This is a genomic window from Mesorhizobium intechi (genome assembly GCF_002879535.1).
Taxonomy (GTDB): domain Bacteria; phylum Pseudomonadota; class Alphaproteobacteria; order Rhizobiales; family Rhizobiaceae; genus Mesorhizobium; species Mesorhizobium intechi.
Window position 1 is genome coordinate 1 of record NZ_PNOT02000239.1, and the last position, 24859, is coordinate 24859.

19 protein-coding genes are annotated in these 24859 nt (G+C 63.8%); 7 read left to right on the forward strand and 12 right to left on the reverse strand.

Annotated features, from left to right (window positions below):
- The coding region (locus C1D09_RS20835) for a cytochrome P450 (RefSeq protein ID WP_143976084.1) at positions 1 to 782 on the reverse strand (782 nt) is incomplete at its 3' end.
- A 200-nt stretch (positions 783 to 982) separates the two neighbouring features.
- Here C1D09_RS20835 and C1D09_RS20840 point away from each other — a divergent pair.
- The 4 genes from C1D09_RS20840 (at position 983) to C1D09_RS20860 (ending at position 8033) form a co-directional block, all read left to right on the forward strand.
- Complete coding sequence (locus tag C1D09_RS20840) at positions 983 to 1552, forward strand: NADPH-dependent FMN reductase (protein WP_143976085.1); 570 nt, start codon at positions 983 to 985, stop codon at positions 1550 to 1552.
- A gap of 88 nt (positions 1553 to 1640) precedes the next feature.
- The gene (locus tag C1D09_RS20845) at positions 1641 to 4271 is read left to right on the forward strand and encodes a caspase family protein (protein ID WP_246135821.1); all 2631 of its coding nucleotides are present in this window, start codon (positions 1641 to 1643) and stop codon (positions 4269 to 4271) included.
- A 145-nt stretch (positions 4272 to 4416) separates the two neighbouring features.
- Positions 4417 to 6888: a DNA topoisomerase (ATP-hydrolyzing) subunit B gene (gyrB, locus tag C1D09_RS20850; protein ID WP_143976086.1), complete on the forward strand. Its 2472-nt coding sequence runs from the start codon at positions 4417 to 4419 to the stop codon at positions 6886 to 6888.
- 227 nt (positions 6889 to 7115) lie between these two features.
- On the forward strand, positions 7116 to 8033 hold the full coding sequence (locus C1D09_RS20860) for a hypothetical protein (RefSeq protein ID WP_143976088.1): 918 nt from the start codon (positions 7116 to 7118) through the stop codon (positions 8031 to 8033).
- A 251-nt stretch (positions 8034 to 8284) separates the two neighbouring features.
- Here the strand turns inward: C1D09_RS20860 and C1D09_RS20865 are convergent, their stop codons facing one another.
- From C1D09_RS20865 to C1D09_RS20915, 11 genes are all read right to left on the reverse strand, one after another.
- Positions 8285 to 9151, reverse strand: coding sequence for a phosphotransferase family protein (locus C1D09_RS20865; protein ID WP_167514696.1), 867 nt, complete (start codon positions 9149 to 9151; stop codon positions 8285 to 8287).
- Between the two features lie 23 nt (positions 9152 to 9174).
- Positions 9175 to 10572 (reverse strand): NAD(P)(+) transhydrogenase (Re/Si-specific) subunit beta, encoded by a 1398-nt coding sequence (locus C1D09_RS20870; protein WP_143976090.1) that lies wholly within the window; start codon positions 10570 to 10572, stop codon positions 9175 to 9177.
- Positions 10573 to 10578: 6 nt separating this feature from the next.
- Positions 10579 to 11004, reverse strand: coding sequence for a proton-translocating transhydrogenase family protein (locus C1D09_RS20875; RefSeq protein ID WP_143976091.1), 426 nt, complete (start codon positions 11002 to 11004; stop codon positions 10579 to 10581).
- Positions 11004 to 12323, reverse strand: coding sequence for a Re/Si-specific NAD(P)(+) transhydrogenase subunit alpha (locus C1D09_RS20880; RefSeq protein WP_143976092.1), 1320 nt, complete (start codon positions 12321 to 12323; stop codon positions 11004 to 11006). The genes C1D09_RS20875 and C1D09_RS20880 overlap by 1 nt, the downstream gene beginning before the upstream one ends.
- 87 nt (positions 12324 to 12410) lie before the next feature.
- Entirely contained in the window at positions 12411 to 12635 is a 225-nt protein-coding gene (locus C1D09_RS20885) for an aa3-type cytochrome c oxidase subunit IV (RefSeq protein WP_143976093.1), read from the reverse strand.
- A 165-nt stretch (positions 12636 to 12800) separates the two neighbouring features.
- On the reverse strand, positions 12801 to 12950 hold the full coding sequence (locus tag C1D09_RS20890; RefSeq protein WP_019862764.1) for a DUF3096 domain-containing protein: 150 nt from the start codon (positions 12948 to 12950) through the stop codon (positions 12801 to 12803).
- A gap of 132 nt (positions 12951 to 13082) precedes the next feature.
- Complete coding sequence (locus C1D09_RS20895; RefSeq protein ID WP_143976094.1) at positions 13083 to 13850, reverse strand: N-acyl amino acid synthase FeeM domain-containing protein; 768 nt, start codon at positions 13848 to 13850, stop codon at positions 13083 to 13085.
- Between the two features lie 147 nt (positions 13851 to 13997).
- Positions 13998 to 16313: a putative bifunctional diguanylate cyclase/phosphodiesterase gene (locus C1D09_RS20900; RefSeq protein WP_143976095.1), complete on the reverse strand. Its 2316-nt coding sequence runs from the start codon at positions 16311 to 16313 to the stop codon at positions 13998 to 14000.
- Positions 16314 to 16404: 91 nt separating this feature from the next.
- Positions 16405 to 19884, reverse strand: coding sequence for an indolepyruvate ferredoxin oxidoreductase family protein (locus C1D09_RS20905; RefSeq protein WP_143976096.1), 3480 nt, complete (start codon positions 19882 to 19884; stop codon positions 16405 to 16407).
- Between the two features lie 219 nt (positions 19885 to 20103).
- Entirely contained in the window at positions 20104 to 20637 is a 534-nt protein-coding gene (locus tag C1D09_RS20910) for a hypothetical protein (protein WP_143976097.1), read from the reverse strand.
- Positions 20630 to 21241 carry a CGNR zinc finger domain-containing protein gene (locus tag C1D09_RS20915; RefSeq protein ID WP_143976098.1) on the reverse strand — a complete coding sequence of 204 codons (612 nt, stop codon included), beginning with the start codon at positions 21239 to 21241 and terminating at the stop codon, positions 20630 to 20632. The genes C1D09_RS20910 and C1D09_RS20915 overlap by 8 nt, the downstream gene beginning before the upstream one ends.
- Before the next feature lie 143 nt (positions 21242 to 21384).
- On the opposite strand from C1D09_RS20915, the gene C1D09_RS20920 reads away from it, so the two are divergent.
- From C1D09_RS20920 to C1D09_RS20930, 3 genes are all read left to right on the forward strand, one after another.
- Complete coding sequence (locus C1D09_RS20920; RefSeq protein ID WP_143976146.1) at positions 21385 to 22290, forward strand: branched-chain amino acid ABC transporter permease; 906 nt, start codon at positions 21385 to 21387, stop codon at positions 22288 to 22290.
- A 183-nt stretch (positions 22291 to 22473) separates the two neighbouring features.
- Positions 22474 to 23058 (forward strand): TRAP transporter small permease subunit, encoded by a 585-nt coding sequence (locus C1D09_RS20925; RefSeq protein ID WP_143976099.1) that lies wholly within the window; start codon positions 22474 to 22476, stop codon positions 23056 to 23058.
- Complete coding sequence (locus tag C1D09_RS20930; RefSeq protein ID WP_143976147.1) at positions 23058 to 24848, forward strand: TRAP transporter large permease; 1791 nt, start codon at positions 23058 to 23060, stop codon at positions 24846 to 24848. Before C1D09_RS20925 ends, C1D09_RS20930 begins: the two co-directional genes overlap by 1 nt.
- Positions 24849 to 24859: the final 11 nt, after the last annotated feature.

Genomic DNA, 24859 nt, shown 5'->3' on the forward strand with positions numbered 1-24859 from the left:
ATGTTGTCCTCGACCTCGGAGCGCGTCAGCCCGTCGGGACCTTCGGCCTTGAGCAGCAGCGTCAGGAAATCCTGGGGCACCGCATCGGGATCGCGCCTGAATTTCTCCTCGCGCATCTTGACGGTATCGGTCACGATCTTGCGGAAATAGGCCATGGTCTTGCGGCCGCGGATGCGGGTCAGCCGCGGCAGCCAGTCGGGCGCGCGCAAGAGATCAAGCGGATCGACGCGGCCCATGGTCTCGAACAGCCGGTCGATCTCGTTGGCGAAACTGCCCGGTTCGCCCGCTATCTCGCCTGAGAACAGCGTCTCGGCCAAGATATCATAGGTGAGCAACGTCATGTCATGGGCGATGTCGGACGTGCCGCCCGCTTCGTAGCGAGTGACAAACTCCCTGGTTCGTTTCAGCATCGGCTGGGCAAAGCCGAAGATATGGCGCGGGGTAAACACCGGTGCCATCGCCTTGCGCGAGCGCTTCCAGACTTCGCCCTCGGCGGTCAGCAGGCCATCGCGCAGGATTGGCCGCAGGATCTTCTGGCGCACCGTCGCCATCTTGTAGTTCTTGGCGTTGTCGACCAGCACGTGGCGGATGAGGCCGGGGTCGTTGGCGATGATCAGATGGCCACCAACGCCATTCGCGGAAATCCACGGCTCGTTGTAGGTCGGCTCGCCCCAGAGTTCGAGAGGATTGCGATAGACGATGCGGATCATCTCCAGCGTCGACGGCGGCGAGGTGCGCGGCTTCGGCGCGGGAGGAACGAAGGGGGCGGGCTGAATGTCCATGAAGTGCTCCGCTGCTCGCATCAATGTAGTGGCTGGCGATCCCGGCGTCCATGTGACCGCACGGCAGGCAATTCGCGTCGCCCAGCAGACGCTCCGTTCATCGGATCGTGACCGCCCGCTCCGGCATCCCGCCTTGTCGGCCGGCACGCTCTGCCGTACTGACAGTCACCAAAAGATACCGACTGAGAAAGGAGCCCGTCTTGAAGCACCAGTTGAGCATCATCATCGGCAGCACGAGGCCCGGCCGCGCCGGCCCGGTTCTTGCCGAGTGGCTGGAGACATTCGCGCGCCAGCACGGGAAATTCGAGCCGGTGCTGACCGACATCGCCGCGTTCCACCTGCCGGTGCTGGACGAGCCCCACCACCCAAGGCTTGGCAATTATCAGAACGACCACACCAAGGCCTGGTCGAAGGCGATCGACGCCGCGGACGCCTTCGTGTTCGTGGCGCCGGAGTATAATTATTTCGCAGCGCCTGCGATCGTCAACGCGGTCGACTACCTGCTGCGCGAATGGAAGTACAAGCCGGCCGCCATTTTCAGCTATGGCGGCGTGTCCGGCGGCTTGCGCGCGGCGCAGGCGCTGAAGCCGCTTTTGACTTCGGTGGGGATCATGCCGATCCCGGAAGGCGTCGCGCTGCCGATGTATCAGAAGCTGCTCGACGAGAACGGCGCCTTCAGCGCCAGCGAACAGGTGACTGGCGGCGCCAGGACCATGCTGGACGAGCTGTTGCGCTGGAGCGATGCGCTGAAGCCGCTGCGCGCTGCCTGAAAGGGCGTGCTTGGCCAAACGCGCCGGCTTGCCCGCGCCGTAAAGAGGTGGAATGGTCGACAGGTGACTGAGCCGGGGGCGGTTCGACTTGCGCTTGCTGTTTGCCTTGCTGCTGACGATTGCGACCACCGCCACCGCGGTGGCTGAACGGCGGGTGGCGCTGGTCATGGCAGAGGACGACTACCGGCTGGTCCGCCCTTTGGCCAATCCCATCCATGACGGCGAGGCGATGGAAGCCGCGCTTAAGAAGCTCGGCTTCCAGGTCACCCTGGAAACCAACCGGGATCTGCGGCGCATGCGGCGCGCGCTCGACGACTTTCGCGAGGATGCCGAGGGCGCCGATGTCGCGCTGGTCTATTTCTCCGGCCACGGTGTCGAGATCTCTGGCGACAACCGCCTGCTGCCGGTCGATGCCGACGCGTCTTCGCTCGATCAACTGAACAAGACCAGCCTGCCGCTGGAGGAGGTGCGCGATGCCGTCGCCGCGACCGCCAAGGTCGGGCTGATCGTGCTCGATGCGTGCCGCAGCGACCCGTTCTCGGCAAGCAGCGGCGAAGGGCGTGGCGCGACTTCGCTGGCGAAGGACGTCGCCGACAAGGTCAAGCCGGGCCTCGGTCGCGTCGGGCGTGCGGAAAACATCCTTTTCGCCTTCTCGGCCGCGCCTGGCGAGACGGCCGCCGACGGCACCGGCCAGAACTCGCCCTTCACGACCGCGCTGACCAAATATCTCGGCACGGATGGATTGGAGATCCGCTCGGTGCTGACGCTGGTGCAGCAGGAGGTCTATGACCTGTCGCGCGGCAAGCAGTTGCCCTATGTCGAAAGCGGCCTGCCGAAACTGTTCTTTGCCGCTGCGACCAAGGAACAGCTGCCGGAGCGCGAACGGCTGCTGCTCGCGATGGCCGACGTGACCCCGGAAATGCGCGGCGAGGTCGAACAGATCGCCAGCGACGCCGACATGCCGCTGGCGCCGCTTTATGGCGCGCTGATCAGTTCCGACGCCGGCCATCTCTCCGCCGACAGCCTGAACGCCCGGCTGCGCGAGGCCGCCGACGCCTTCGTCAAGGTGCGCAGCGAAATGAAGACGCTCGCCTCCGACGATCCGCAGGTGGCGGAATTGCGCCGGCAGGCCGAGGAACAGCTTTCGCTGGGCGCCTTCGATGGCGTCCGCGCTCTTCTGGCCAAGGCCGCCGACATCGACAATGTTTCGCGCAAGGCGCTGAAGGGCAATTTCGTCAGCCGCACCCTGTCCGAGGCCGCGACGCGTTTCCTATCCGCTGGTGCGGCGCGCGCCGACCTCGACTACGCCACGGCCATCAGCGATTATGAATCGGTGCTGGCGCTCTATGGCGAGGCCGGGCAGACCTCGCTCAACCTGGAACAGGCCGATCGCCAGAGCCGCGCGCTGGAGGAACTCGGTATCCTCTATACGACGGTGGGCAATGTCGAGGCGGCCGGCCGCGCCTTTGCCGCGCTGTTGGCCAACCTCGAACATCGGTCACGTCAGGAAACCGACCCCAGCGTCAGGCGCGATGTCGCGATCAGCCACATCAAGCTCGCCAACATAAAGATGGTGCAAGGCGACCTGGCAACTTCCCTTGAGCACTATGAGGCGGCCCGGGACATGCTGCGGGACCTGACCGCAAGCGTGCCGGAGAAGAAAGGCTGGCTCGGGGATCTTGCCATGGCCAATGACAAGATCGGCAACGTGCTGGCAACGCAGGGTGATGTGGATGCAGCGGCGAAAGCCTACCAGAAAAGCCTTTCGATCAAGCAGCAATTGGCCGATGCCGAGCCGAACAGCGCCTACCTGCTGCGCGACCTGACCATAAGCTATGATGAAATCGGCGACCTTGCCCGGACCGCCGGGCAGCTGGACGGCGCCCAGACGGCCTTTGAAGAGAGCCTGAGGATTCGGCTTGTGCTGGCCGAGAACAAACCCGATGACCCTGAGCGCCAGCGCGCGGTTTCCGTCAGCCATGAGAGGATCGGGGATGTGCTGCGCGAGCGCGGCGACGCCGCCGGTGCGCGCGTGGCCTACAGCAAGAGCCAGGCGATCGCCGAGGAACTGGTACGCCGTGACCCTAACGACACCGGCTTGAAGCGCGACCTGTCGATCAGTTACGCCAAGATCGGCAACGCGCTCAACGACCAGGAGAACTGGCCGGCCGCGCTGGCTTCCTATCAGCAAGCGCTGGCCGTGGCGCGCGAACTTGCCGCTGATGACCCCGGCAACACCGACTGGCAGCGCGACCTCTCGGTCTGCCTGGAAAAAGTTGCCGGTGTGCTTGATGCCCAGGGCAATGTCGCCGGCGCATTGCAAAACTACCAGGACAGTCTTGCCATTGTCGACCGGCTGACCAAGCTCGATCCAGGCAATTCCGACTGGCAACGCGACCTGTCGATCACCTTGTCGGAAATCGGCATGCTAGAGACCAAGCAGCGCCACTTCGAGGGCTCCAAGAAGGCCTTCGAGGCCAGCCTCGGCATCCGCCAGAGACTGGCCCAGTCCGATCCGAACAATGCAATCTGGCAATTCGATCTGGTCCAGGCCTACATCAACTATGCGTATGTGGCGAAGGATCCGAAGGCTGTCCTGACCAAGGCGCTGAACCTGACGCTGGAGCTCGACCGCACGGGCCGGCTGGCGCCAAGAGACAAACCCATGATCAAATATTTGCGCGGCCTTCTCGCCAAATTGGACGTTCGGAAAAAATAGCCGGCTGCCAGCCTGGGATTCGGCCCGGAAATGCCCGCAAATCTTGGAAAAACCGCCTTTAGCGCCTATATCTACGCTATATCAGAAGCGCGATTCGGGGCCGATTTTTCGCGCTATGCAAGCGGCATCTAGACAATAGGTTTTCATGAGCGACCAGACCGAGAACACCAACGGCGCCGAAGCCGAATACGGCGCCGATTCCATCAAGGTTTTGAAGGGGTTGGACGCAGTCCGCAAACGCCCCGGCATGTATATCGGCGACACCGACGACGGTTCGGGCCTGCATCACATGGTCTACGAGGTGGTCGACAACGCCATCGACGAGGCCCTGGCAGGGCACGCCGACCTCGTCACGGTGACGCTCAACCCCGATGGTTCGGTGACGGTGATCGACAACGGCCGTGGCATTCCGACCGATATCCACACCGGCGAAGGCATTTCCGCGGCCGAAGTGATCATGACGCAGCTGCATGCCGGCGGCAAGTTCGACCAGAATTCCTACAAGGTTTCGGGCGGCCTGCATGGCGTCGGCGTCTCGGTGGTCAACGCCCTTTCGGCATGGCTGAAGCTCAAGATCCGCCGCAACGGCCAGATCTTCGAAATGAGCTTCACGCACGGCAATGCCGATGCGCCGTTGAAGGCCACCGGTACCTACGAACAGGACAAGCAGCCCGGCACCTATGAGGGCCGCAGCGGCAGCTCGATCACCTTCTTCCCGTCGGCCGAAACCTTCACCATGGTCGAGTTCGACTTCGGCACGCTGGAGCACCGCCTGCGCGAGCTCGCCTTCCTCAATTCCGGCGTGCGCATCATTCTGACCGACGCCCGCCACGCCGACATCGTGCGGCATGAACTGCACTATGATGGCGGTCTGGAGGAGTTCGTCAAATATCTCGACCGGGTCAAGAAGCCGCTGATCGAGAAGCCGATCGCCATCAGGGCCGAGCGCGACGGCATTACCGTGGAAGTCGCGATGTGGTGGAACGACAGCTACCACGAGAACGTGCTGGCCTTCACCAACAACATCCCGCAGCGCGATGGCGGCACCCATCTGGCCGGTTTCCGTGGCGCGCTCACGCGCCAGATCACCGGCTATGGCGAGTCCTCGGGCCTGACCAAGAAGGAAAAGGTCTCGCTGATCGGCGACGATTGCCGCGAAGGGCTGACGGCGGTGCTGTCGGTCAAGGTTCCCGATCCGAAATTCTCCTCGCAGACCAAGGACAAGCTGGTTTCCTCCGAGGTCCGCCCGGTGGTCGAGGGGCTGGTCAACGAGGCGCTCGGCACCTGGCTGGAAGAGCACCCGACCGAAGGCAAGGTGGTCATCGACAAGGTGATCCAGGCCGCGGCGGCGCGCGAAGCCGCGCGCAAGGCGCGCGACATCACACGCAAGAGCTCGCTCGGCGTCACGTCCTTGCCCGGCAAACTGGCCGACTGCCAGGAGCGCGACCCGGCGAAATCCGAAATCTTCATCGTCGAGGGTGACTCGGCCGGCGGCTCGGCCAAGGGCGGCCGTTCGCGCCAGAACCAGGCCATCCTTCCCCTGCGCGGCAAGATCCTCAATGTCGAGCGGGCGCGTTTCGACCGCATGCTCGGCTCCGACATGATCGGCACGCTGATCACGGCGCTCGGCACCTCTATCGGCAAGGACGAGTTCAACGCCGACAAGCTGCGCTACCACAAGATCATCCTGATGACCGACGCCGACGTCGACGGCGCCCATATCAGAACCTTGCTGCTCACCTTCTTCTTCCGGCAGATGCCGGAGCTGATCGAGCGCGGCCATCTCTATATCGCCCAGCCGCCGCTGTATAAGGTGACGCGCGGCAAGAGCTCGCAATACATCAAGAATGAAAGCGCCTTCGAGGAGTTCCTGATCGAGTCCGGGCTGGAGGAAGCTTCGCTCACGCTGGGCTCGGGCGAAGTGCGGACCGGGCAGGATCTGCGCGGAGCGGTCGACGATGCGCTGGCCGTGCGCCAGCTCATCAACGGCCTGCACACGCGCTACAACAGAGGCGTGGTCGAACAGGCGTCGATTGCCGGCGGGCTCAACCCCGACGTCGTCAGCGATCTTGGCCGCGCCAACGCCATGGCAGAGCGGATCGCACAGCGTCTCGACATCATCGCCGAGGACACCGAGCGCGGCTGGACCGGCCGCATGTCGACCTCGAATGACGGCAGCGGCGGCTATGTCTTCGAGCGCACCGTGCGCAGCGTCAAGGAGTACGCCCATCTCGACATGGGGCTGATCAATTCGGCGGACGCCCGCCAGCTCGACCGCTACGCACAGCGTCTCAGCGAGGTCTACGGGACGCCGCCGGTGCTGCGCCGCAAGGATGTGTCCGAAACCGTGTCGGGACCGCTGGCGCTGCTCAACGCCGTCTTTGCGACAGGCCGCAAGGGGCTAACCATGCAGCGCTACAAGGGCCTCGGCGAGATGAATGCCGAGCAATTGTGGGAAACCACGCTCGACCCGAATGTGCGATCGCTGCTGCAGGTCAAGGTCAGCGACGCGACCGACGCCGACAGCCTGTTCTCGAGGCTGATGGGAGACGAGGTGGAGCCGAGGCGCGAATTCATCCAGGACAACGCGCTGTCGGTGGCAAATCTCGATATTTAATATCGCTTGAACTGGCGCGCAGATCGCGCGCCAGTTTGTTCCCCAGCCAGCAGACAAAATCATTTCACCGCGCGCCGGAACGGAAGTCTCCGCAGGACATTGTGACATCATCGATCACATTTTCTTGCAAGGAGGACCCCATGGGACGCGGCATTTTGCTTTGGCTGCTCGGCATTCCGATTCCGATCATCATCCTGATCATGTTGTTCGTACGATAGGGGGCCGTCATGCAGTCCACCCTGTCAGCCGTCGACGTATCGGCTTCGACCGAATCCTCCGCTCCCGCCGTCAGCTGGGGGCCTATCATCGCCGGCGCCTTTGCGGCCTCGACGCTGACGTTTATCCTCATGCTGCTCGGCTCCGGACTGGGGCTGACCATGGTTTCGCCCTGGTCGGGTTCAGGAGCCTCGCTGACGACCTTCGCGGTGTCCGGCGCGATCTGGCTGGTCATCGTGCAGTGGCTGTCCTCGGGGGTCGGCGGCTATCTGGCGGGGCGGTTGCGGACCAAATGGGTCGGCATCCACACCGACGAAGTCTATTTCCGTGACACAGCGCACGGCTTTCTGGCTTGGGCACTGGCGACATTGCTGGTGGTCGGCGTGCTTGGATCGGCGCTATCGGCGGCGATCGGCTCCGGCGTTCAGGCTGTGTCGACGGTAGCCTCCGACGCGGCCATGGGCGCATCGGCCGGCGCGTCGGCCAATGCCGGGACGGCAACGGCAGACAATGCGACGTCCTATCTGGTGGATTCGCTGTTCCGACCAGCCGACCCGACCAAGCTTGCCGCCGCCACTCCGGACGGAGAGGCAGCCGCGACCGCGCAGGCCTCGCGCATTCTCATTGCCGGCGCTGCGGCAGGTGAAATATCGGCCGAAGACAAAACTTATCTGTCGCAGCTGGTCGCCGCCCGCACCGGTCTTTCCGAGGCCGACGCCAAGACGCGTGTCGACGCCATTGTCGCCAAGGTTGACGACGCCAAGGTCAAGGCCAAGCAGGCTGCCGATGCCGCCCGCAAAGGCAGCGCCACCTTCGCATTGCTCGGAGCCCTGTCGCTGGTCATCGGCGCCTTCATCGCCAGTGCCGCAGCAGCGCTCGGCGGCAGGCAGCGCGATGACGAGGAAGCGGTTTTCCTGACCACCCGCTGAACCCGGCCCGCTCCCGAAATGAAAGAGCCCGGTTTCGACGCCGGGCTCTTTGCTATTCAAGCCTAGAGCTTTGTTTTTACGCAATTCCCAAGGGCAAGCGCTGCGCGCTTGTCCCCCGAAAACCACTACGCACTTTTCCTGGAATTGCCCTATAGGCCTGGTCAGTGATCCATCGCCTTGACGATTTCCTCGGTCATCTTCCGTCGCGTCGCCTAGCAGCATCAATGTGCCGTCCTGGGCGAGCAGCAGAATTACCGGATCGCGTGCTGCCGCAGCCAGCCGACCGCGAGATCCAAGATCATCGGCACGTCTTCGCCCGTTTCGACAGCGCCCGCGAGTTCCGAGAGCCGCATGGCGGCGGCGAGGAGGAAGACCCGTCGCGGATCGAGCGCGTTGCCGCTGCGCGCCTCGTAGGCGCGCATGCTGCGCAGCGCGAGATCGGGATCGATGAGCGAGACCTGCACGAATTCGCGATGCGGCGGGCCGAAGCCGGAATCGGCGAAGTCGAAAATTCCGTTGAGGTGCAACCGGTCATGGTCGAAGGCCATGTTCCAGCCATGCGCGTCGAAGAAGCCGTAGACCTCGCCGAGCGGGTCGGGGCCAACCTCATGATACGCCTTTATTGCCGCTTCGGCCTCCCGGCGCAGCTCTGGCGGCAAAAGCGGCCAGACTGTTGCGAGCGTGTCCTGCTGCGTGTCCCACCAGCCGACCTGCTCTGCGCCTGCCGCCCGCATGACGCAAGGATCGATGGCATGAAGATCGGCGAAGAACAGGGCGAGATCGTCCGCAAGGCGCGCCCGCGCCGTATCGTCCAGCTTCGCGTAGTCAGCTGGCTCCAGCGTCCGGCCGGGCAGTTTGCCATGCATCGAAAACAGCGGCGGGCCGGAATGAATCCTCATATCCGGCACGGGCGTCATCACCAACGGCCGTACGGCTCCGAGCAGCCGTGCTTCCCGCAGCAGCGCGGTCTCGGCCTCCTCCCCTTGCGGGAACTTGAAGATATGGCGGCCGTCGACCTCAACGGCGAGGCTGTGCCACCCGCGGCCGGCGACCGCGAATGTTGCGCCGGCAAGGTGCGGATAGGCTGCAATGATCGCATGCCGGCATTCCGCCGGCACATTCGGAGGTACAGGGACGCCGGTCAGTGATCCATCGCCTTGACGATTTCCTCGGTCATCTTCTTCGCGTCGCCCAACAGCATCATGGTGCCATCCTTGTAGAACAGCGTGTTGTCGATACCGGCATAGCCTGAGCCGAGCGAGCGCTTGACGAAGAGGCAGGTGCGGGCCTTGTCGACGTCGAGGATCGGCATGCCGTAGATCGGCGAGGACTTGTCGTCGCGCGCGGACGGGTTGGTGACGTCGTTGGCGCCGATGACATAGGCGACGTCGGCCTGCGCGAATTCGGAGTTGATGTCCTCCAGCTCGAACACCTCGTCATAGGGCACGTTGGCCTCGGCCAAGAGCACGTTCATATGGCCGGGCATGCGGCCGGCGACCGGGTGGATGGCGTATTTCACGTCGACGCCGTTGGCCTTGAGCTTATCGGCCATTTCACGCAGCGCATGCTGCGCCTGTGCGACCGCCATGCCGTAGCCGGGCACGATGATGACCTTCTGCGCGTTCATCATCAGGTAGGCGGCGTCGTCGGCCGAGCCCTGCTTGACCGTGCGTTCGATGCCGTCATCAGCGGCAGCGGCAGTCTCGCCGCCGAAGCCACCAAGGATGACCGAGATGAAGGAGCGGTTCATGCCCTTGCACATGATGTAGGACAGGATGGCGCCGGACGAGCCGACCAGCGCGCCGGTGATGATCAGCGCCAGGTTGCCGAGCGTGAAGCCAAGCGCCGCCGCCGCCCATCCGGAATAGGAATTCAGCATCGAGACGACGACCGGCATGTCGGCGCCGCCGATCGGGATGATGAGCAGGATGCCGAGCACCAGCGAGGCGGCGACGATCAGCCAGAACACCAGCTTCGATTCCGTGGTGACCAAAAGCACGATCAGCACGATGAGCGCGACGCCGAGGGCAGCGTTGATGAAGTGGCGGCCGCCGATCATGATCGGCTTGCCCGACATGCGGCCATCGAGCTTCAGGAAGGCGATGACCGAACCGGTGAAGGTGATGGCGCCGATGGCAACGCCGAGGCTCATCTCGACCAGCGCCTGGGCGTGGATGTCGCCCGCCGTGCCGATGCCAAAACTCTCCGGCGCATAGATGGCCGCCGCCGCGACCATGACCGCGGCGAGGCCGACCAGCGAGTGGAAGGCGGCAACCAGCTGCGGCATCGAGGTCATGGCGATGCGGCGCGCGGTGACGGCGCCGACGCCGCCACCGATGGCAAGGCCGAGCACGATGAGGCCAAAGCGGCCCGCGGACGGGGTTGCCAGCGCCAGCGTGGTCGCAATGGCGATGCCCATGCCGACCATGCCGTAGAGATTGCCCTGGCGGCTGGTGGTTGGATGCGACAGGCCGCGCAGCGCCATGATGAACAGGACGCCGGAGACGAGATAGAGGAAGGACGCGAAGTTGGCGTTCATGGCGCTCTACTTGTCCTTCTTCTTGTACATGGCCAGCATGCGCTGGGTGACCAGGAAGCCGCCGAAGATGTTGACCGAGACCAGCATCAGCGCGACGAAGCCGAAGCCGGCGGCGACACCGGAAGCGGCGATGCCGACAGCCAGCAGCGCACCGACGACGATGACCGAGGAGATGGCGTTGGTGACCGCCATCAGCGGCGTGTGCAGCGCCGGGGTCACCGACCAGACGACATAGTAGCCGACGAAGATCGCCAGCACGAAGATGGCGAAGCGGAAGACGAAGGGATCGATGACGCCGCCGGACAGGGCATGCGCGGCATCACCCGCCGCCTCGGCGCCGCCTGGAGCATTGGCCAGGTTCTGCACCGCCAGCCGGACGGCCGCACTTGCCTGGTCGAGCTGGTCGAGGGCTTTCTGCAGGGTCTGATCCATCACGCGGTGCCTTTCGACTTGGGCGAGGACGACTTGAGCGAGGACGATTTGGGCGAGGACGATTTGGGCGAGGACGATTTGGCTGCGGCCGGCTTCCTGGGCGCGGGCTTCTGCGGCGCTGCCGAGGCATCGGCGACCATGGTCGTGGCCGGGATCGCCGCGGGTTCGACATGCGGCTGCTGGTCGGCCTTGGCGAAGGCGGGATGAACCACCTTGCCGCCATCGGTCAGCATCGTCGCCTTGACCAGTTCGTCATCGCGCTTGATGGCGAGGGTCTTGGTGGTCTTTTCGACCAGCGTCTCGAGGAAGGCCAACAGGTTCTTCGCATAGAGCAGCGACGCGGACGCCGCGACGCGGCCCGGCACGTTGAGGTGGCCGACGATCTTGACGCCGTTCTCGGTCGTCACGACCTTGCCGGGAACCGCGCCCTCGACATTGCCGCCGCGCTCGACGGCGAGATCGACGATCACCGAGCCGGGCTTCATCGAGGCGACCATGGCGGCAGAGACCAGCTTCGGCGCCGGACGTCCAGGGATCAGCGCCGTGGTGATGACGATGTCCTGCTTGGCGATGTGCTCGGCGGTGAGTGCGGCCTGCTTGGCCTGGTATTCCTTCGACATCTCCTTGGCGTAGCCGCCGGCTGTTTCGGCGGCCTTGAACTCTTCGTCCTCGACGGCCAGGAACTTCGCGCCGAGCGAGGCGACCTGTTCCTTGGCGGCCGGGCGCACGTCGGTGGCGGTGACAACGGCACCAAGGCGACGCGCCGTGGCGATCGCCTGCAGGCCGGCGACGCCGACGCCCATGATGAAGATTTTAGCCGCCGGAACCGTGCCGGCCGCGGTCATCATCATCGGCAAGGCACGATCATATTCCGAGGCACCGTCGATGACCGCCTGATAGCCGGCAAGATTGGCCTGGCTGGACAGCACGTCCATCGATTGCGCGCGGGTGATGCGCGGCATGAATTCCATCGAGAAGGCGGTGACACCAGCCTTTGCGAGCGCCGCGACCGCCGCATCGTTGCCGTAGGGATCCATGATGGCGATCACAGCGGCACCGGACTTGTAGTTCTTCAGCTCGGGTTCACCAGGCCGGCGGACCTTCAGCACGACATCGGCCTTGCCAACGTCCCCAGCCTTGCCGATAACGGCCCCTGCCTTGGCAAACTCTTCGTCTGATATGCGCGACCTTGTGCCGGCGCCGGATTCGACAATCACGTCGAAGCCCAGCCCCGCCAGCCGCTTGACCGTATCGGGCGAGGCCGCGACCCGAGGCTCGTTCGCATCAAGCTCACGAGGGATGAAAACCGTCTGTCCCACCGCATGATCCTTTCGGCTGGAACCTGTTTGCGCAAAGTGTCGGCCGGAACATCCGGCGACGTCAATGGCAACTGGGTTTTGGAAGGTCTATCGCAGAATGAAGGCGCCGACGGCCATGATCAGGATGAAGAGGATAGTCGCCGAGAAGAAGCCGCCCACGAAGAAGCCGAAGGCCATCGCGATGAGCAGCGCGCCGCAGAACAGCGATCCGTATTTGGCCAGAGCGAGAAAGCCCGCATAGGTGCGGTCGTGCTCGGCATAGTCCATCTTCGCGCCCAGTTCGACAGGACCGGTCGGCGAGTGATCAGCCATAGGAATACCCCTTCGAAGACATCTTTGAGGCACATAGCGAAAAGCCGGCCCGAGGGCAATGGCGCTATTGCCGCATTGGAGCCGACAACTGCCTCAAGGGAAAATTGAAACCGCCGGCCGGTTCGGCGAAAGGGCGGCTTTTGCGGCGGGCCCGCTCGATAGCCCTCAGCCGGCGAGGTGCGGGAAAAGCCCGAGCAGGCCAACGACGATCAGATAGAGCGCGACGATGTAGTTCAGCAGCCGTGGCATGATCAGGATCAGCACGCCGGCGATCAGCGAGATAAGCGGCGTGAGCGCAAGCTGGGAAATATGCATGTGGGGTCCTTTCCAGAGGCGATGGCATCAACTCCGGCTGATGCGGCCACTGATAACGCCTTCGGGCCCGGAAAGCTCCATCGGGATGCGTCGCGACCCGATGACGAGACATCAGGCCCAAGCCGCGTACGCTCAGGCCGCTTCGAAATATTTGGCGGTGGGCAGGATGGTCAACGGCGCCAGTTCGCCCCTCTTGGGGCGTTGGAAAAGCATGCGTTGCTCGAACGTCGTCGAGTTGAAGAACGGGAAGCGATCCAGCGTCGTCTGCATGTTTTCGGAACATTTAGACTGGTATAGATGCACGGGAACGGTAAGCCCGGGATAGTTTCGCGGGGGCACCGCCTGCTCCGACCTGAAGATGCGGTGGTAGAAGGCGGAATGTTCTTCCTTGATCGCCGTCAGGCAATAGGTCGGTTTGAAGTGACTGCAGGCGACCACCGCCAGCCTGAGCGTAATGTATGGCAGCACCCGCAGGCTGCTCGACCATTCGAGATCGGCCGCGAACCGGCTTGGATCGACGAACGTCTCACCGGCCGCCAGACGCCGCGCCAGCACGTCGCCGAAAACATCGGTGCTGGGTGAAACAGGGTATCGCGCGCTGGCATAGTGGAGCCTGATGGTGCTGACGAGCACACCGTCGAAGAACACGCCAAAGCGATAGGAATTGGGCAGATCGTCGAAACTGTCCTTGACCATGCGGGAAGCCATCGGCTTCACCATGCCGGCGTGAAGGTAGGAATTGTAGCGGAGCCTGTAGATCGCCTCGAGGTCCTCGGCGCCATCGCACAGCCGATATTCCACGTGCTCCAGAACATCCATGACGTGATTTGAGAACACTGACGGGCGATGCTTATCGCTGCTCGCAGCCGCCAACGGCGCACCGAATACCTTGTTTTCCATTTTGTCCTCGCACCGCCACACAACGACAATAGCGAAGCGCTGGAGGAACAAGAAGCAAAATTGCCAGCTTTTGCGTTTACCCTAAATTAACCTTAACAAATGGTAAATTACAGGCGCGGCGGCGCTTTGGGCAATCGATGGCTGATTTCAGGTGGCGACGCGCCTTGCAACCGGCTGCAATTCCGCCGCGAAAGGCCAGGTCACGTTGGACATGGTTTCGATGCCGGACGCGCTGAGCGCTGCGCCGAACAGGAAGCCCTGGACAAGATCCGGCTTCACCGAATGCAGAAGAACCTTGAGCTGCTCGAATGTTTCGACGCCTTCGATAGTGACTACCAATCCCAGGATACGGGCCAGGTCGACGACGCCTTTGAGGAGCTCCAGCGAGCGCGGATTCTGGGTGACGTCCATCACGAAGGAGCGGTCGATCTTGATCTTGTCGAGAGGCAGCTTGTGGAGATAGCTCAGGCTCGAATAGCCGGTGCCGAAATCATCAAGGGCAATACGCACGCCAAGCTGCTTCAGTTCCTCGATGTATTGGCGGGTCTGCGACTTGTCATCCAGCAGTGCGGTTTCGGTGACTTCGATCTCAAGGCGGTTGGCCGCGAGCCCGGAAACGTCCAGCGCTTCGCGAACCTTCCGGATGACGTCGCCATTGCGAAAGTCCCTGGCGGACAGATTGACCGAGACGCTGGTCTGGTCGGGCCATTTGGCGCATTCGAGGCAGGAGGCCTGAAGCACAAAGGCGCTGATCTCGGAAATGATGCCCATCTCCTCGGCCAGCGGGATGAAGACGCCGGGTGAGATCGGTCCGAGATCGGGATGGTCCCAGCGGCACAGCGCCTCGCAGCTGGCGATGCGCATGGTGTCCATCGCCACGATCGGCTGGTAGACGACGCGCAGACTCTTGCTTTCCACCGCGCTGCGCAGATCCGCCTTCATCAGCTGCCGGCTGCGGAACGCGGCGTCCATTGCCGCCTCGAACAGCCGCCAGCCGTTCTTGCCGAGCTCCTTGGCCTTGTAGAGCGCGAGGTCTGCCTTGACGATCATGGCATCGACATCGGTTTCCGCGACCTTGGACAGAACCGCGCCGGCGCTGGCCTGGATCCGCAATCCATGTCCGGCGACGTCCACCTCGCCCTGCAATGCCGCGAAGATCTCGTCGATCTGCACGGTCAGATGGCTCTCATCCTCGATGCGGTCGAAGAAGACCATGAACTCGTCGCCGCCGAAACGGCTGACAGTGATGCCTTGCCCGGCAACGGCGGCGAGGCGCTCGGCGACGGCGTAGATCAAACCGTCGCCGATCGGATGGCCGAGCGTGTCATTGACGCTCTTGAAATCGTCGAGGTCGAGCACGGCAAGGCCGCACAGGCGGTCGCGCTCTCCAGAGGCCATCAGCTCGCCGACCAGTTCATGGAAATAAGCGCGGTTCGGCAGACCGGTGAGGTTGTCGTAGCGCGCCATGAAACGGATCTTGTCCTCCGCCTCGACCCGAGCCGTGACGTCTTCAAAGGTGATGACACCCAATTCCTGGTTGCCTTCGCGAGCGGAGAATTCGTAGTGCTGGCCGTTGGAGAAGGAGACAAGCACCTTGCGGTCGCGTCCTTCGCGCAGCGCGCGCGTCAGTTGCGCCTCGACGTAGCGGCAATCCTTCGGTGCCAGCATGCCGCCGGCGACGCCGCGCAGCAACAGTGAATGGATCGACCGTCCGAGCAGTTGGTCCGGCGATCTGAGTGACATCAGTCGGGCGGCTTCAGCGTTGCCGACGACCACCTTGCCGTCGGGGCCGAGCATCACCAGGCCATGCGACATGGTGTTCAGGGCGCGGTTGAACCGCTGCGCGATCTGTCGCGCCTGCTTGTGTCCAACCACTGCCGAAAACAGCACATTGCGGACATGGTCGGCACTGCCCTTGATGATAAACATGAAGGGAATGATCAGCAGGCCCAGCACGACATAGGGGATGTCGAACCTGAGGATAAGCGCCGCTGCGATCGGCCCGACAAAGGTAACCGCGAAGATCATCACCATGCGCGGCGACCCGTAATTTCGGCCGACGACGGTCACCAAGGAAGCCATCGTTACCGACAGCGCTCCGATCTCGGCGTAGGAATCGGAGTAGACATAGATGGAAATGAAGCAAAAGAATCCCAGCAACAGCCCTTGAAGGCTGCCCTTCAGGATGTATTCCCGCTCCCACTTCTTTGCATCGGCGACGTCGTGAATTTCGCCGCCCGAGCGGTGGAAGCGCCGCAGGCTGAAGTAGCGCCAGACGCCGATGCCAAGCAGCGCGCCCGCCAGAGCCAGAAAAACCGGCTGGCCATTGCGCCAGTAAACCATGAGGCTGATGACAGCGTGGCAAAGCGCGCCGATGATCAGCATGTGCGCGTTGTCGAACAACGAGCGCACAAACTGGATATAAACATCCACGGGGATGTTATCGGCTTTTGTTTTGCCCATTACTGGCGCCCAATGAGCCCCAGCCTTGGCATAGTCCCATTAAAAAACCTTTAGCTTGGCTTGAAATGCCTGATTTCAGAGGCTTTTTGGATCACTCGGCGGCCTGGAGTTCTGCCCGCGTCGGCGGGCTCGACAGGCGCTCGACCAGTCTTCGACGCTCGCCCGCGGCCTTTTCCGCGCTGGCCTGCCGGACGTGGCCATAACCGCGGATGAGCGCGGGAACCGAAACCAGAGCAACCGCCGCCTCGGCCTTGCCGGGCGCCAGCGACCTGGCGACGAGTTCAAGATCGCCTTCATACTGCGCCAATAGCTGCCGTTCCATGCGCCTTTCGGCGGTATAGCCGAACAGGTCGAAAGCGGTGCCGCGCAGCCCCTTGAGCGCCGCCAGCAGGCGGAAACCCTTCATCATCCAGGGGCCGAAGCTCGACTTCCTCGGTTTGCCGTCATTGCCGCGACGGCCCATGATCGGCGGCGCGAGATGGAATTCGAGTTTTTCATAGCTCTGGAATTGCTTGCCGAGCTCGGCGGCAAAGGAACCATCGGTGTAGAGCCGCGCCACCTCGTACTCGTCCTTGATCGCCATCAGTTTGAACAGGTTCCTGGCCGCCGCCTCGGTCACGGCGGTCGAACCGGGCACGGCCCGGGCCTCGGCGGCGCGCAGCAGCGCCAGCCTGTCGGCATAGCGCTTGCCATAGGCGCCGTTCTGATAGGCGCTCAGGAAGGCGACACGCCGGGCAATGATCTCGTCCAGCGTCTGTGCGATCGCGGCTGTTTGTCCCGCCTTGCCCGGCTGAGCGACGAGACCACGCACGAAATCGGGCTGGTGCGCGGCGCGGCGGCCCCACCGGAAGGCTGCGATGTTCATCGCCACCGCTTCGCCGTTGAGCTCGATCGCCCTCTCGACAGCCTCGGCCGACAGCGGCAGGCCGCCATGCTGGAAGGCGAAGCCGAGCATGAACATGTTGGCGCCGAGCGAATTGCCGAACAGCGCCGTGGCGGTGCGGGTGGCGTCGAAGAAATGCGCCTTGTCGTCGCCGGCGGCGGTGCGGATCGCCTTCTTCAGGCGCTCGATCGGCAAGGAGAAATCCGCCGAGCGGGCAAACTCGCCGGGCATGATCTCGGCGGTATTGGCGAGGAAGATCGTATGGCCCTCGCGCACCGCGGTCAGCACCTTCTTGGCGCCCGACACGACGAGGTCGCAGCCAAGCACGAGGTCGGCCTTGCCCGCCGAGACGCGGATGGCATGGATGTCGTCCGGCGTGCGGGCGATGCGGACATGGGTGAACACCGAGCCGCCCTTCTGGGCGAGACCGGCCATGTCGATCATGCCGCAGCCCTTGTCCTCGAGATGGGCCGCCATGCCGAGCACGGCGCCGACGGTGACGACGCCGGTGCCGCCGACGCCGTCGATGATCGCCGCCCAGCCCTGCTCGCCAAGCGGGAACTCGGCCGGTGTCGGCACGCCGTCAAGCGGATCGGTCTTGCCGGCAAGGCCCTCGGCCTTGCGGATCTTGGCGCCGTGGACGGTGACGAAGGACGGGCAGAAGCCGTTGACGCAGGAGAAGTCCTTGTTGCAGCTCGACTGGTCGATCTTGCGCTTGCGGCCGAACTCGGTCTCGACCGGCTGGATCGAGACGCAGTTCGACTGCACGCCGCAGTCGCCGCAGCCTTCGCAGACCAGCTCATTGATGAAGACGCGCTTGTCGGGATCGGGAAAGGTGCCACGCTTGCGCCGCCGGCGTTTTTCGGCGGCACAGGTCTGGTCGTAGAGCAGGATCGACACGCCCTTGACGTCGCGCAGCTCGCGCTGGACGAGATCGAGGTCGTCGCGGTGATGGATGGTGGCGCCGGCCGGGAATTCGGCCTTGCCGGCGTATTTGTCCGGCTCGTCGGTGACGATGGCGATGCGGTCAACGCCTTCGGCCCGCACCTGTCTGGCGATCATGTCGACCGTCAGGCCGCCCTCGTGCGGCTGGCCGCCGGTCATGGCCACGGCATCGTTGTAGAGGATCTTGTAGGTGATGTTGGCTTCGCTCGACAAAGCGAAGCGGATCGCCAGCGTGCCGGAATGATTGTAGGTGCCGTCGCCGAGATTCTGGAAGATGTGGCCCCGCTTCGAGAACGACGCCTGGCCGACCCATTGCGCGCCCTCGCCGCCCATCGCGGTGAAGCCCAGCGTGTTGCGGTCCATCCACAGCGCCATGAAATGGCAGCCGATGCCGGCGGCGGCGATCGAACCGTCAGGCACCTTGGTCGAGGAATTGTGCGGGCAGCCGGAACAGAAGAAGGGCGTGCGCGAACCGATGTCGGTGGCGTCAGCCAGCATCGCCTGGAACTGGCGCAGCTTGCCCACCCGCGCCGAGATCTCCTCCGAGGGGCCGATGGTCTTGACGATCCTCTCACCAAGGGCAATGGCGATCTCATTGGGATCAAGCGCGCCCTTGGCCGGAAACAGCCAGTCGCCGCGCTCGTCCTTCTTGCCAACGATGACCGGCTGCGAGGCGGTGCCGTAAAGGCTTTCGCGCAGTTGCACCTCGATCAGCGAACGCTTCTCCTCGACGACGACGATGGTGTCGAGGCCGCGGGCAAAGTCGGCGATGTGATGCAGGTCGAGCGGCCAGGGGCAGCCGACCTTGAACAGCCGCACGCCGATGCGGTTGGCGGCCGCCTCGTCGACGCCGATATCCTCCAGCGCCTGGCGGACATCGAGATAGCTCTTGCCCAGCGTGATGATGCCGAGCTTGGGACTGCGGCCGCCCGAATAGACGATGCGGTTCAGCCCGTTGGCATGGATGAAGGCGGAGGCCGCGGCACGCTTGTATTCGTGCAGCCGCTCCTCCTGGCCCAGCATGTCGATCTCGTGGCGGATGTTGAGGCCGCCCGGCGGCATGTCGAACTCCGGCACCACGATGTTCAATCGCTGGAGCGAGGCATCGACCGAGGCCGTCGATTCGATGTTGTCCTTGACGCATTTGATCGCCGCCCAGGTGCCGGCGAAACGCGACATGGCAAAGCCGTACAGCCCGTAATCGATGATCTCCTGGACACCGGCCGGGTTGAGGATCGGCACCATGGTGTCGACGAAGAGGAATTCGGTGGCGTGCGCATTGGTCGAGGATTCGGCCATATGGTCGTCGCCCATGAGCGCAAGCACGCCACCATGCCTGGACGAGCCGGCGAGATTGGCGTGGCGGAACACGTCGCCGGAACGATCGACGCCCGGGCCCTTGCCGTACCAGACGGAAAAGACACCATCATGGGTGCCCTCGCCCAGCAGTTCCGTCTGCTGCGATCCCCAGCAGGCGGTGGCGGCAAGCTCCTCGTTGAGGCCGGGTTGGAAGACGATATCGGCCCCGGCGAGCTGCTTCTTCGCCTTCCACAGCTGCATGTCGAGGCCACCGAGCGGCGAACCGCGATAGCCGGAGACGAAGCCGGCCGTGTTCAGGCCAGCGCGGCGGTCGCGCTCGCGCTGCATCAGGAGCATGCGGATGACCGCCTGCGCGCCAGACAGGAAGATGCGCTCCTTCCCGAGGTCGAACTTGTCGTCGAGCGCGACATCATGCAGCGTCATCAGGCATTTCCTCTGCGAAGGCCGCGCGGGGGCAGGCGGCCGACGTCGGGATCGGATGACGCATCCTTTCTCCCCTTGCAAGTGAGGTCAAACAAAATCGCAGGGGCCAGACAACGCGCAACAAACAGTCCTGCGAGCGCGGAAGCGCGCATCAAACCGCACGCCGAGAGTGCCCAGGCGCACGAAAACTCCAGCCGAAATCGATACCTTCCGAAGGTGTCAGCCGGCTTTCGAGCAGTCCGGCTTCGGCTCGCCCGGCAGCTTGCCGTCGGGATGGCCGGCAAGGTCGGGGTTGGCCGTATAGAGCTGGTCGATGACCAGCGGCCTGTCGGGCAGGATCGACTGGTCTTCCGTCGACATCAGCGTGGTGTCGATCTTCTGCAGGACCTTGCCGTCGGCGGCCTTGATGCTGATGGCGATGGCATAGGGCTTGTTCTTGACGATGCAGGTCAGCGCCGGGCTCTCCAGGCTGACCTTGTCGAGCTTCGGCCAGACCTTCTGCTCGACCACCAATGGCGCACCGCCGGCGGGATTCTGGAAGCTGGCAACCGCCACCTGGCCCTCGCCCATCGGCTGCAAGGGCCGCAGCGTCACGACATAGGTCGCCCTTGCGAGACGGTAATTGAAGACGAATATCTTGCCGGACACCTCGAACAGCTTGCCCTCGCCGCCGGTGTCGCGGCAGGCGCCGAGCGCCGAGGCGGCGATCAACATGACGCCGGCAACGAGCGCGCGTGACAATCCTCTAGGCATCCTTGACCTCATGGGCCGCCATGCGGCGGCGGCGATAGTGACGACTTGCCTTCTGCCGGTTGCCGCACACCGCCATGTCGCACCAACGGCGGCTGGAATTGCGGCTTCTGTCGACGAACAGCCAGGTGCAGTTGGGGCAGATCCTGAGCCTTGCGACCGTGTCGTCGCGCAGCAGCGAAAGGGCAGAGACCGCCAGCGCCGCCTCAAAGGGGATCGGCACCAGGGGATCGCCGAACGGCCTTCCCGGCGCGCCGATCTCGGTGCGGCTGCCGGCCAGGCCGTCGGCACAGGCGCGCAGGAAATCGGGCAGGCCGGCGGTGGCGACCGCGCCCTTCGACACGGCGTCGCGAAACAGCCGGTCGGTCGTCTCGCGGATCAACAGCACGACAGGTGCGATTGCCGCCGGCGAAGACACGGTAAGCCGCCGGTCGCCAAGTTCGGCGGCGCGAAAACCGCTTGCCGCGTCGGCGAAGCGGGCAATTTCGGCCGGATCGTCGAAACGGTCGAACGTGCGCTGCGGATCGCCGCGCAGCACGACGGTGTTCGCCGTGTCGAGCGCAAGCAGGCCGCCGGTGAAGCGGTGCGGGGTCCAGGCAACTGTCATGCTGGAAATCTAACCGATAAATCGAATTTGACAAGTTAGATTCCGCGATGCAAACCTCCGCTGCGCACGGTATCGTCGCCTTTGTCTCGAGCATTTCCCGTCGTCCAACCGCTGTGGGCGAGACGCTTCAGGTGTTGTTGAACATGCTCTATTTCTTCCAGCAGGTGCTGAACGGGCTGCACTCCGGCGCGCTGTACGCGCTGCTCGCCTTCGGCTACGTGCTGATCAACGGCATCCTGCACCGCACCAACCTCGCCTATGGCGCGCTGTTCGCCTTCAGCGGCCAGGCAATGATCCTGAGCGTCGCCTTCGGCTACCAGGTGCTGTGGCTGACGCTGTTGGCGTCGGTGCTGCTCGGCGTCGTCGCGGCATTCCTCTATGCCGCGCTGATCAGCCATGTCCTGTCGCGCAGCGTCTTCGAACCGTTGGCCGACCGCTCGCCCAACGCCATCGTGGTGACGACGCTCGGCATCCTGATCGTCCTGTCGGAAGCAAGCCGCATCGCCGCCGATACGCATGATCTGTGGCTGCCGCCAATGCTGGCGCACCCCATCGTCTTCGCCGAAGGCGCCGGCTTCAAGGCGACGCTGACGCTGATCCAGGTGCTCGACTGCGCGGTGGTGCTGGCGGCGGTCGCGCTCGCCACATCAGCGTTTGCCCATTCCGGCTTCGGCCGGCGCTGGCGCGCCGTCTCCGACGACCCGCGCGCGGCCGCCTTGTGCGGCGTCGACGTGCGCGGCGTGTTCCGCCATGCCGTGCTGCTCGGCGGCTTCTGCGCCGCGCTGGCCGGCGTCATGGCCAGCCTCTACTACGGCAATGTCAGCTTCGGTTCCGGCCTCGTCTATGGCCTGAAGATCCTGTTCGTGACGGCGGTCGGCGGCTATCTCTCGCCGCCACGGGCAGCGCTCGGTGCCGCCGCCTTCGGCATGGCCGAATCACTGTGGGCCGGTTATTTCCCGATCGAATGGCGCGATGCGTGGATGTATCTGTTCCTGGTGGCCATGCTGATCCTGATCGGCGCCGGCCGCGACACCGGCAAGGTCGTCTGAACCATCAGACTTTGGTTGCATGACGCCAGGGCAGACCGCCGGTCTCCGCCCCTCGCTTTCAGTTGATGCTGTTTTGTTGCTCCCATCCTTGTTGACCCGTCAGTCCACGCGCGGCATACGGTTGGACCAAGCGGCGTGACGGCATAAGGGGGAGCCGACACGCCTCCGACAAGGGAGGAATGCATGGCAGGGCTTCTCGCTCTATCCAGAGCGATCGATCGCGCCAACGAATTCATCGGCAAATCGGTATCGTGGCTGATTCTGCTGGCGATCCTGGTGAGTGCGGCCAACGCCGTCATCCGCAAGATCTTCGACGTTTCGTCGAATGCCTGGCTGGAGTTGCAATGGTATCTGTTCGGCGCCGCCTTCATGCTGGCGGCCGCCTATACGCTGAAGCAGAACGAGCATATCCGCATCGATGTCGTCTACGGCCTGTTTTCACGCCGCGTACAGCACTGGATCGACCTTTTCGGCCATCTCCTGTTCCTGATGCCGTTCGTGACGCTGATGGTCATCTATTTCGTTCCCTACGTCTCGCTGTCGTTTCGCAGCGGCGAGATGTCCAACAATTCCGGCGGTCTTATCATCTGGCCGGCCAAGGCCATCCTGCTGGTCGGCTTTTTTCTGCTGGCCCTGCAGGGTATCTCCGAAATCATCAAGAAGATCGCCATAATGCGAGGCGACATGGACGACCCCAATCCGTTCATATCGGCACATGAGCAAGCCGAACTCGAAGCCAAGGCTCTGGCCGACGAGGTCCGCTCATGATGGAATTCATCGCCCTGAACATGGCGCCGATCATGTTCGCCTCGCTGATCATCTTCCTGCTGATCGGCTACCCCGTGGCGTTCTCGCTGGCCGCCAACGGCTTGATGTTCTTCTTCATCGGCGTGCTCCTCTCGCCCTATTCCGGTGGATCGATCAATCTCGCCTGGCCGCTTCTGCACGCACTGCCGGACAATTTCTACGGCAGCCGGGTGATGTCGAACGATACGCTGCTGGCCATTCCGTTCTTCACCTTCATGGGCATCGTGCTCGAACGATCGGGCATGGCCGAGGATCTGCTCGACACGATCGGCCAGCTGTTCGGGCCGATCCGCGGTGGCCTCGCCTACGCGGTGATCTTCGTCGGCGCATTGCTGGCCGCGACCACCGGCGTCGTGGCGGCGTCCGTCATCGCCATGGGGCTGATCTCGCTGCCGATCATGCTGCGCTACGGCTATGACCGCCGGCTGGCGTCCGGCGTCATTGCCGCCTCCGGTACGCTCGCCCAGATCATCCCGCCCTCGCTGGTGCTGATCGTGCTGGCCGACCAACTTGGCCGCTCCGTCGGCGACATGTATGCCGGCGCGCTGATCCCAGGCGTCGTGCTCACCGGCCTCTACGCGCTCTATATCCTCATCGTATCGATCTTCCGGCCGAAAATGGTGCCGGCGCTGCCGCTCGAAGCACGCACGCTTGGCCATGGCGTGATGTCGCTGCTGGTGGCGCTGGTGGTAGCGGTGGCCATCTCCTATGCCGCGTATCGCTATCTCGCGCCAACCCATGGCGACAATGCCGACATTCTCGGCGCCACCGTGGGGGTGCTCTTCATCTACATCGTGGCGATTGCCGACAAACGCGTGAACTTCAACATGATGTCCAGGCTGGCGCAGCAAGTGGTCATCGTGCTGATCCCGCCACTGGCACTGATCTTCCTGGTGCTTGGCACCATCTTTCTCGGCATCGCCACCCCAACCGAGGGCGGCGCCATGGGCTCCGTCGGCGCGTTGATCATGGCGGCGGCAAAGGGCCGGCTGTCGCTGGACGTGATCAAGCAGGCACTGACCTCGACGACGCGGCTGTCGTCTTTCGTGCTGTTCATCCTGATCGGCGCGCGCGTGTTCTCGCTCACCTTCTACGGCGTCAACGGCCACATCTGGGTCGAACACCTTTTGATCTCGCTGCCGGGCGGCGAAGTCGGCTTCCTGATCGGGGTCAACATCCTCGTCTTCTTCCTGGCCTTCTTCCTGGATTTCTTCGAACTGGCCTTCATCATCGTGCCACTGCTGGCGCCGGCGGCCGACAAGCTCGGCATCGACCTGATCTGGTTCGGCGTGCTGCTCGGCGTCAACATGCAGACCAGTTTCATGCATCCGCCCTTCGGCTTCGCGCTGTTCTACCTGCGCTCGGTCGCCGCGCGCGTGCCCTATCTAGACCGCCTTACCGGCAAGCAGATCGCGCCCGTGACGACCGGCCAGATCTATTGGGGCGCGGTGCCCTTCGTTCTGATCCAGGTGGTGATGATCGGGCTGACGATCGCCTTCCCGCAAATGGTGATGCGCTACAAGGGCACGGTGACCAATCCGGGCACGATCGACTACCAGGTGCCGGAGGTGCCCGGCCTGGCGCCGCTCGGCACACCGCCGGCTGGTGGCATGGCCCCGGCCAATGGCGGCAGCGCACCGGCCGCGCCCGGCACGCCTGACCTGTCGCAACCGCCGAGTTTCGGCGATGCGCCGCCGGCCAAGCCGACGGCACCGGCGCCGGACCTTTCGCAGCCGCCGAGTTTCAATTGAACGAGGACGGC

What these genes read in the sequence shown, in the direction of transcription:
- gyrB (WP_143976086.1), top strand. Translation starts at nt 4,417, where the DNA reads ATGAGCGACCAGACCGAGAACACCAACGGCGCCGAAGCCGAATACGGC.
- C1D09_RS20860 (WP_143976088.1), top strand. Translation starts at nt 7,116, where the DNA reads ATGCAGTCCACCCTGTCAGCCGTCGACGTATCGGCTTCGACCGAATCC.
- C1D09_RS20870 (WP_143976090.1), bottom strand. Translation starts at nt 10,572, where the DNA reads ATGAACGCCAACTTCGCGTCCTTCCTCTATCTCGTCTCCGGCGTCCTG.
- C1D09_RS20875 (WP_143976091.1), bottom strand. Translation starts at nt 11,004, where the DNA reads ATGGATCAGACCCTGCAGAAAGCCCTCGACCAGCTCGACCAGGCAAGT.
- C1D09_RS20885 (WP_143976093.1), bottom strand. Translation starts at nt 12,635, where the DNA reads ATGGCTGATCACTCGCCGACCGGTCCTGTCGAACTGGGCGCGAAGATG.
- C1D09_RS20890 (WP_019862764.1), bottom strand. Translation starts at nt 12,950, where the DNA reads ATGCATATTTCCCAGCTTGCGCTCACGCCGCTTATCTCGCTGATCGCC.
- C1D09_RS20895 (WP_143976094.1), bottom strand. Translation starts at nt 13,850, where the DNA reads ATGGAAAACAAGGTATTCGGTGCGCCGTTGGCGGCTGCGAGCAGCGAT.
- C1D09_RS20900 (WP_143976095.1), bottom strand. Translation starts at nt 16,313, where the DNA reads ATGGGCAAAACAAAAGCCGATAACATCCCCGTGGATGTTTATATCCAG.
- C1D09_RS20905 (WP_143976096.1), bottom strand. Translation starts at nt 19,884, where the DNA reads ATGACGCTGCATGATGTCGCGCTCGACGACAAGTTCGACCTCGGGAAG.
- C1D09_RS20910 (WP_143976097.1), bottom strand. Translation starts at nt 20,637, where the DNA reads ATGCCTAGAGGATTGTCACGCGCGCTCGTTGCCGGCGTCATGTTGATC.
- C1D09_RS20915 (WP_143976098.1), bottom strand. Translation starts at nt 21,241, where the DNA reads ATGACAGTTGCCTGGACCCCGCACCGCTTCACCGGCGGCCTGCTTGCG.
- C1D09_RS20920 (WP_143976146.1), top strand. Translation starts at nt 21,385, where the DNA reads ATGCTCTATTTCTTCCAGCAGGTGCTGAACGGGCTGCACTCCGGCGCG.
- C1D09_RS20925 (WP_143976099.1), top strand. Translation starts at nt 22,474, where the DNA reads ATGGCAGGGCTTCTCGCTCTATCCAGAGCGATCGATCGCGCCAACGAA.
- C1D09_RS20930 (WP_143976147.1), top strand. Translation starts at nt 23,058, where the DNA reads ATGGAATTCATCGCCCTGAACATGGCGCCGATCATGTTCGCCTCGCTG.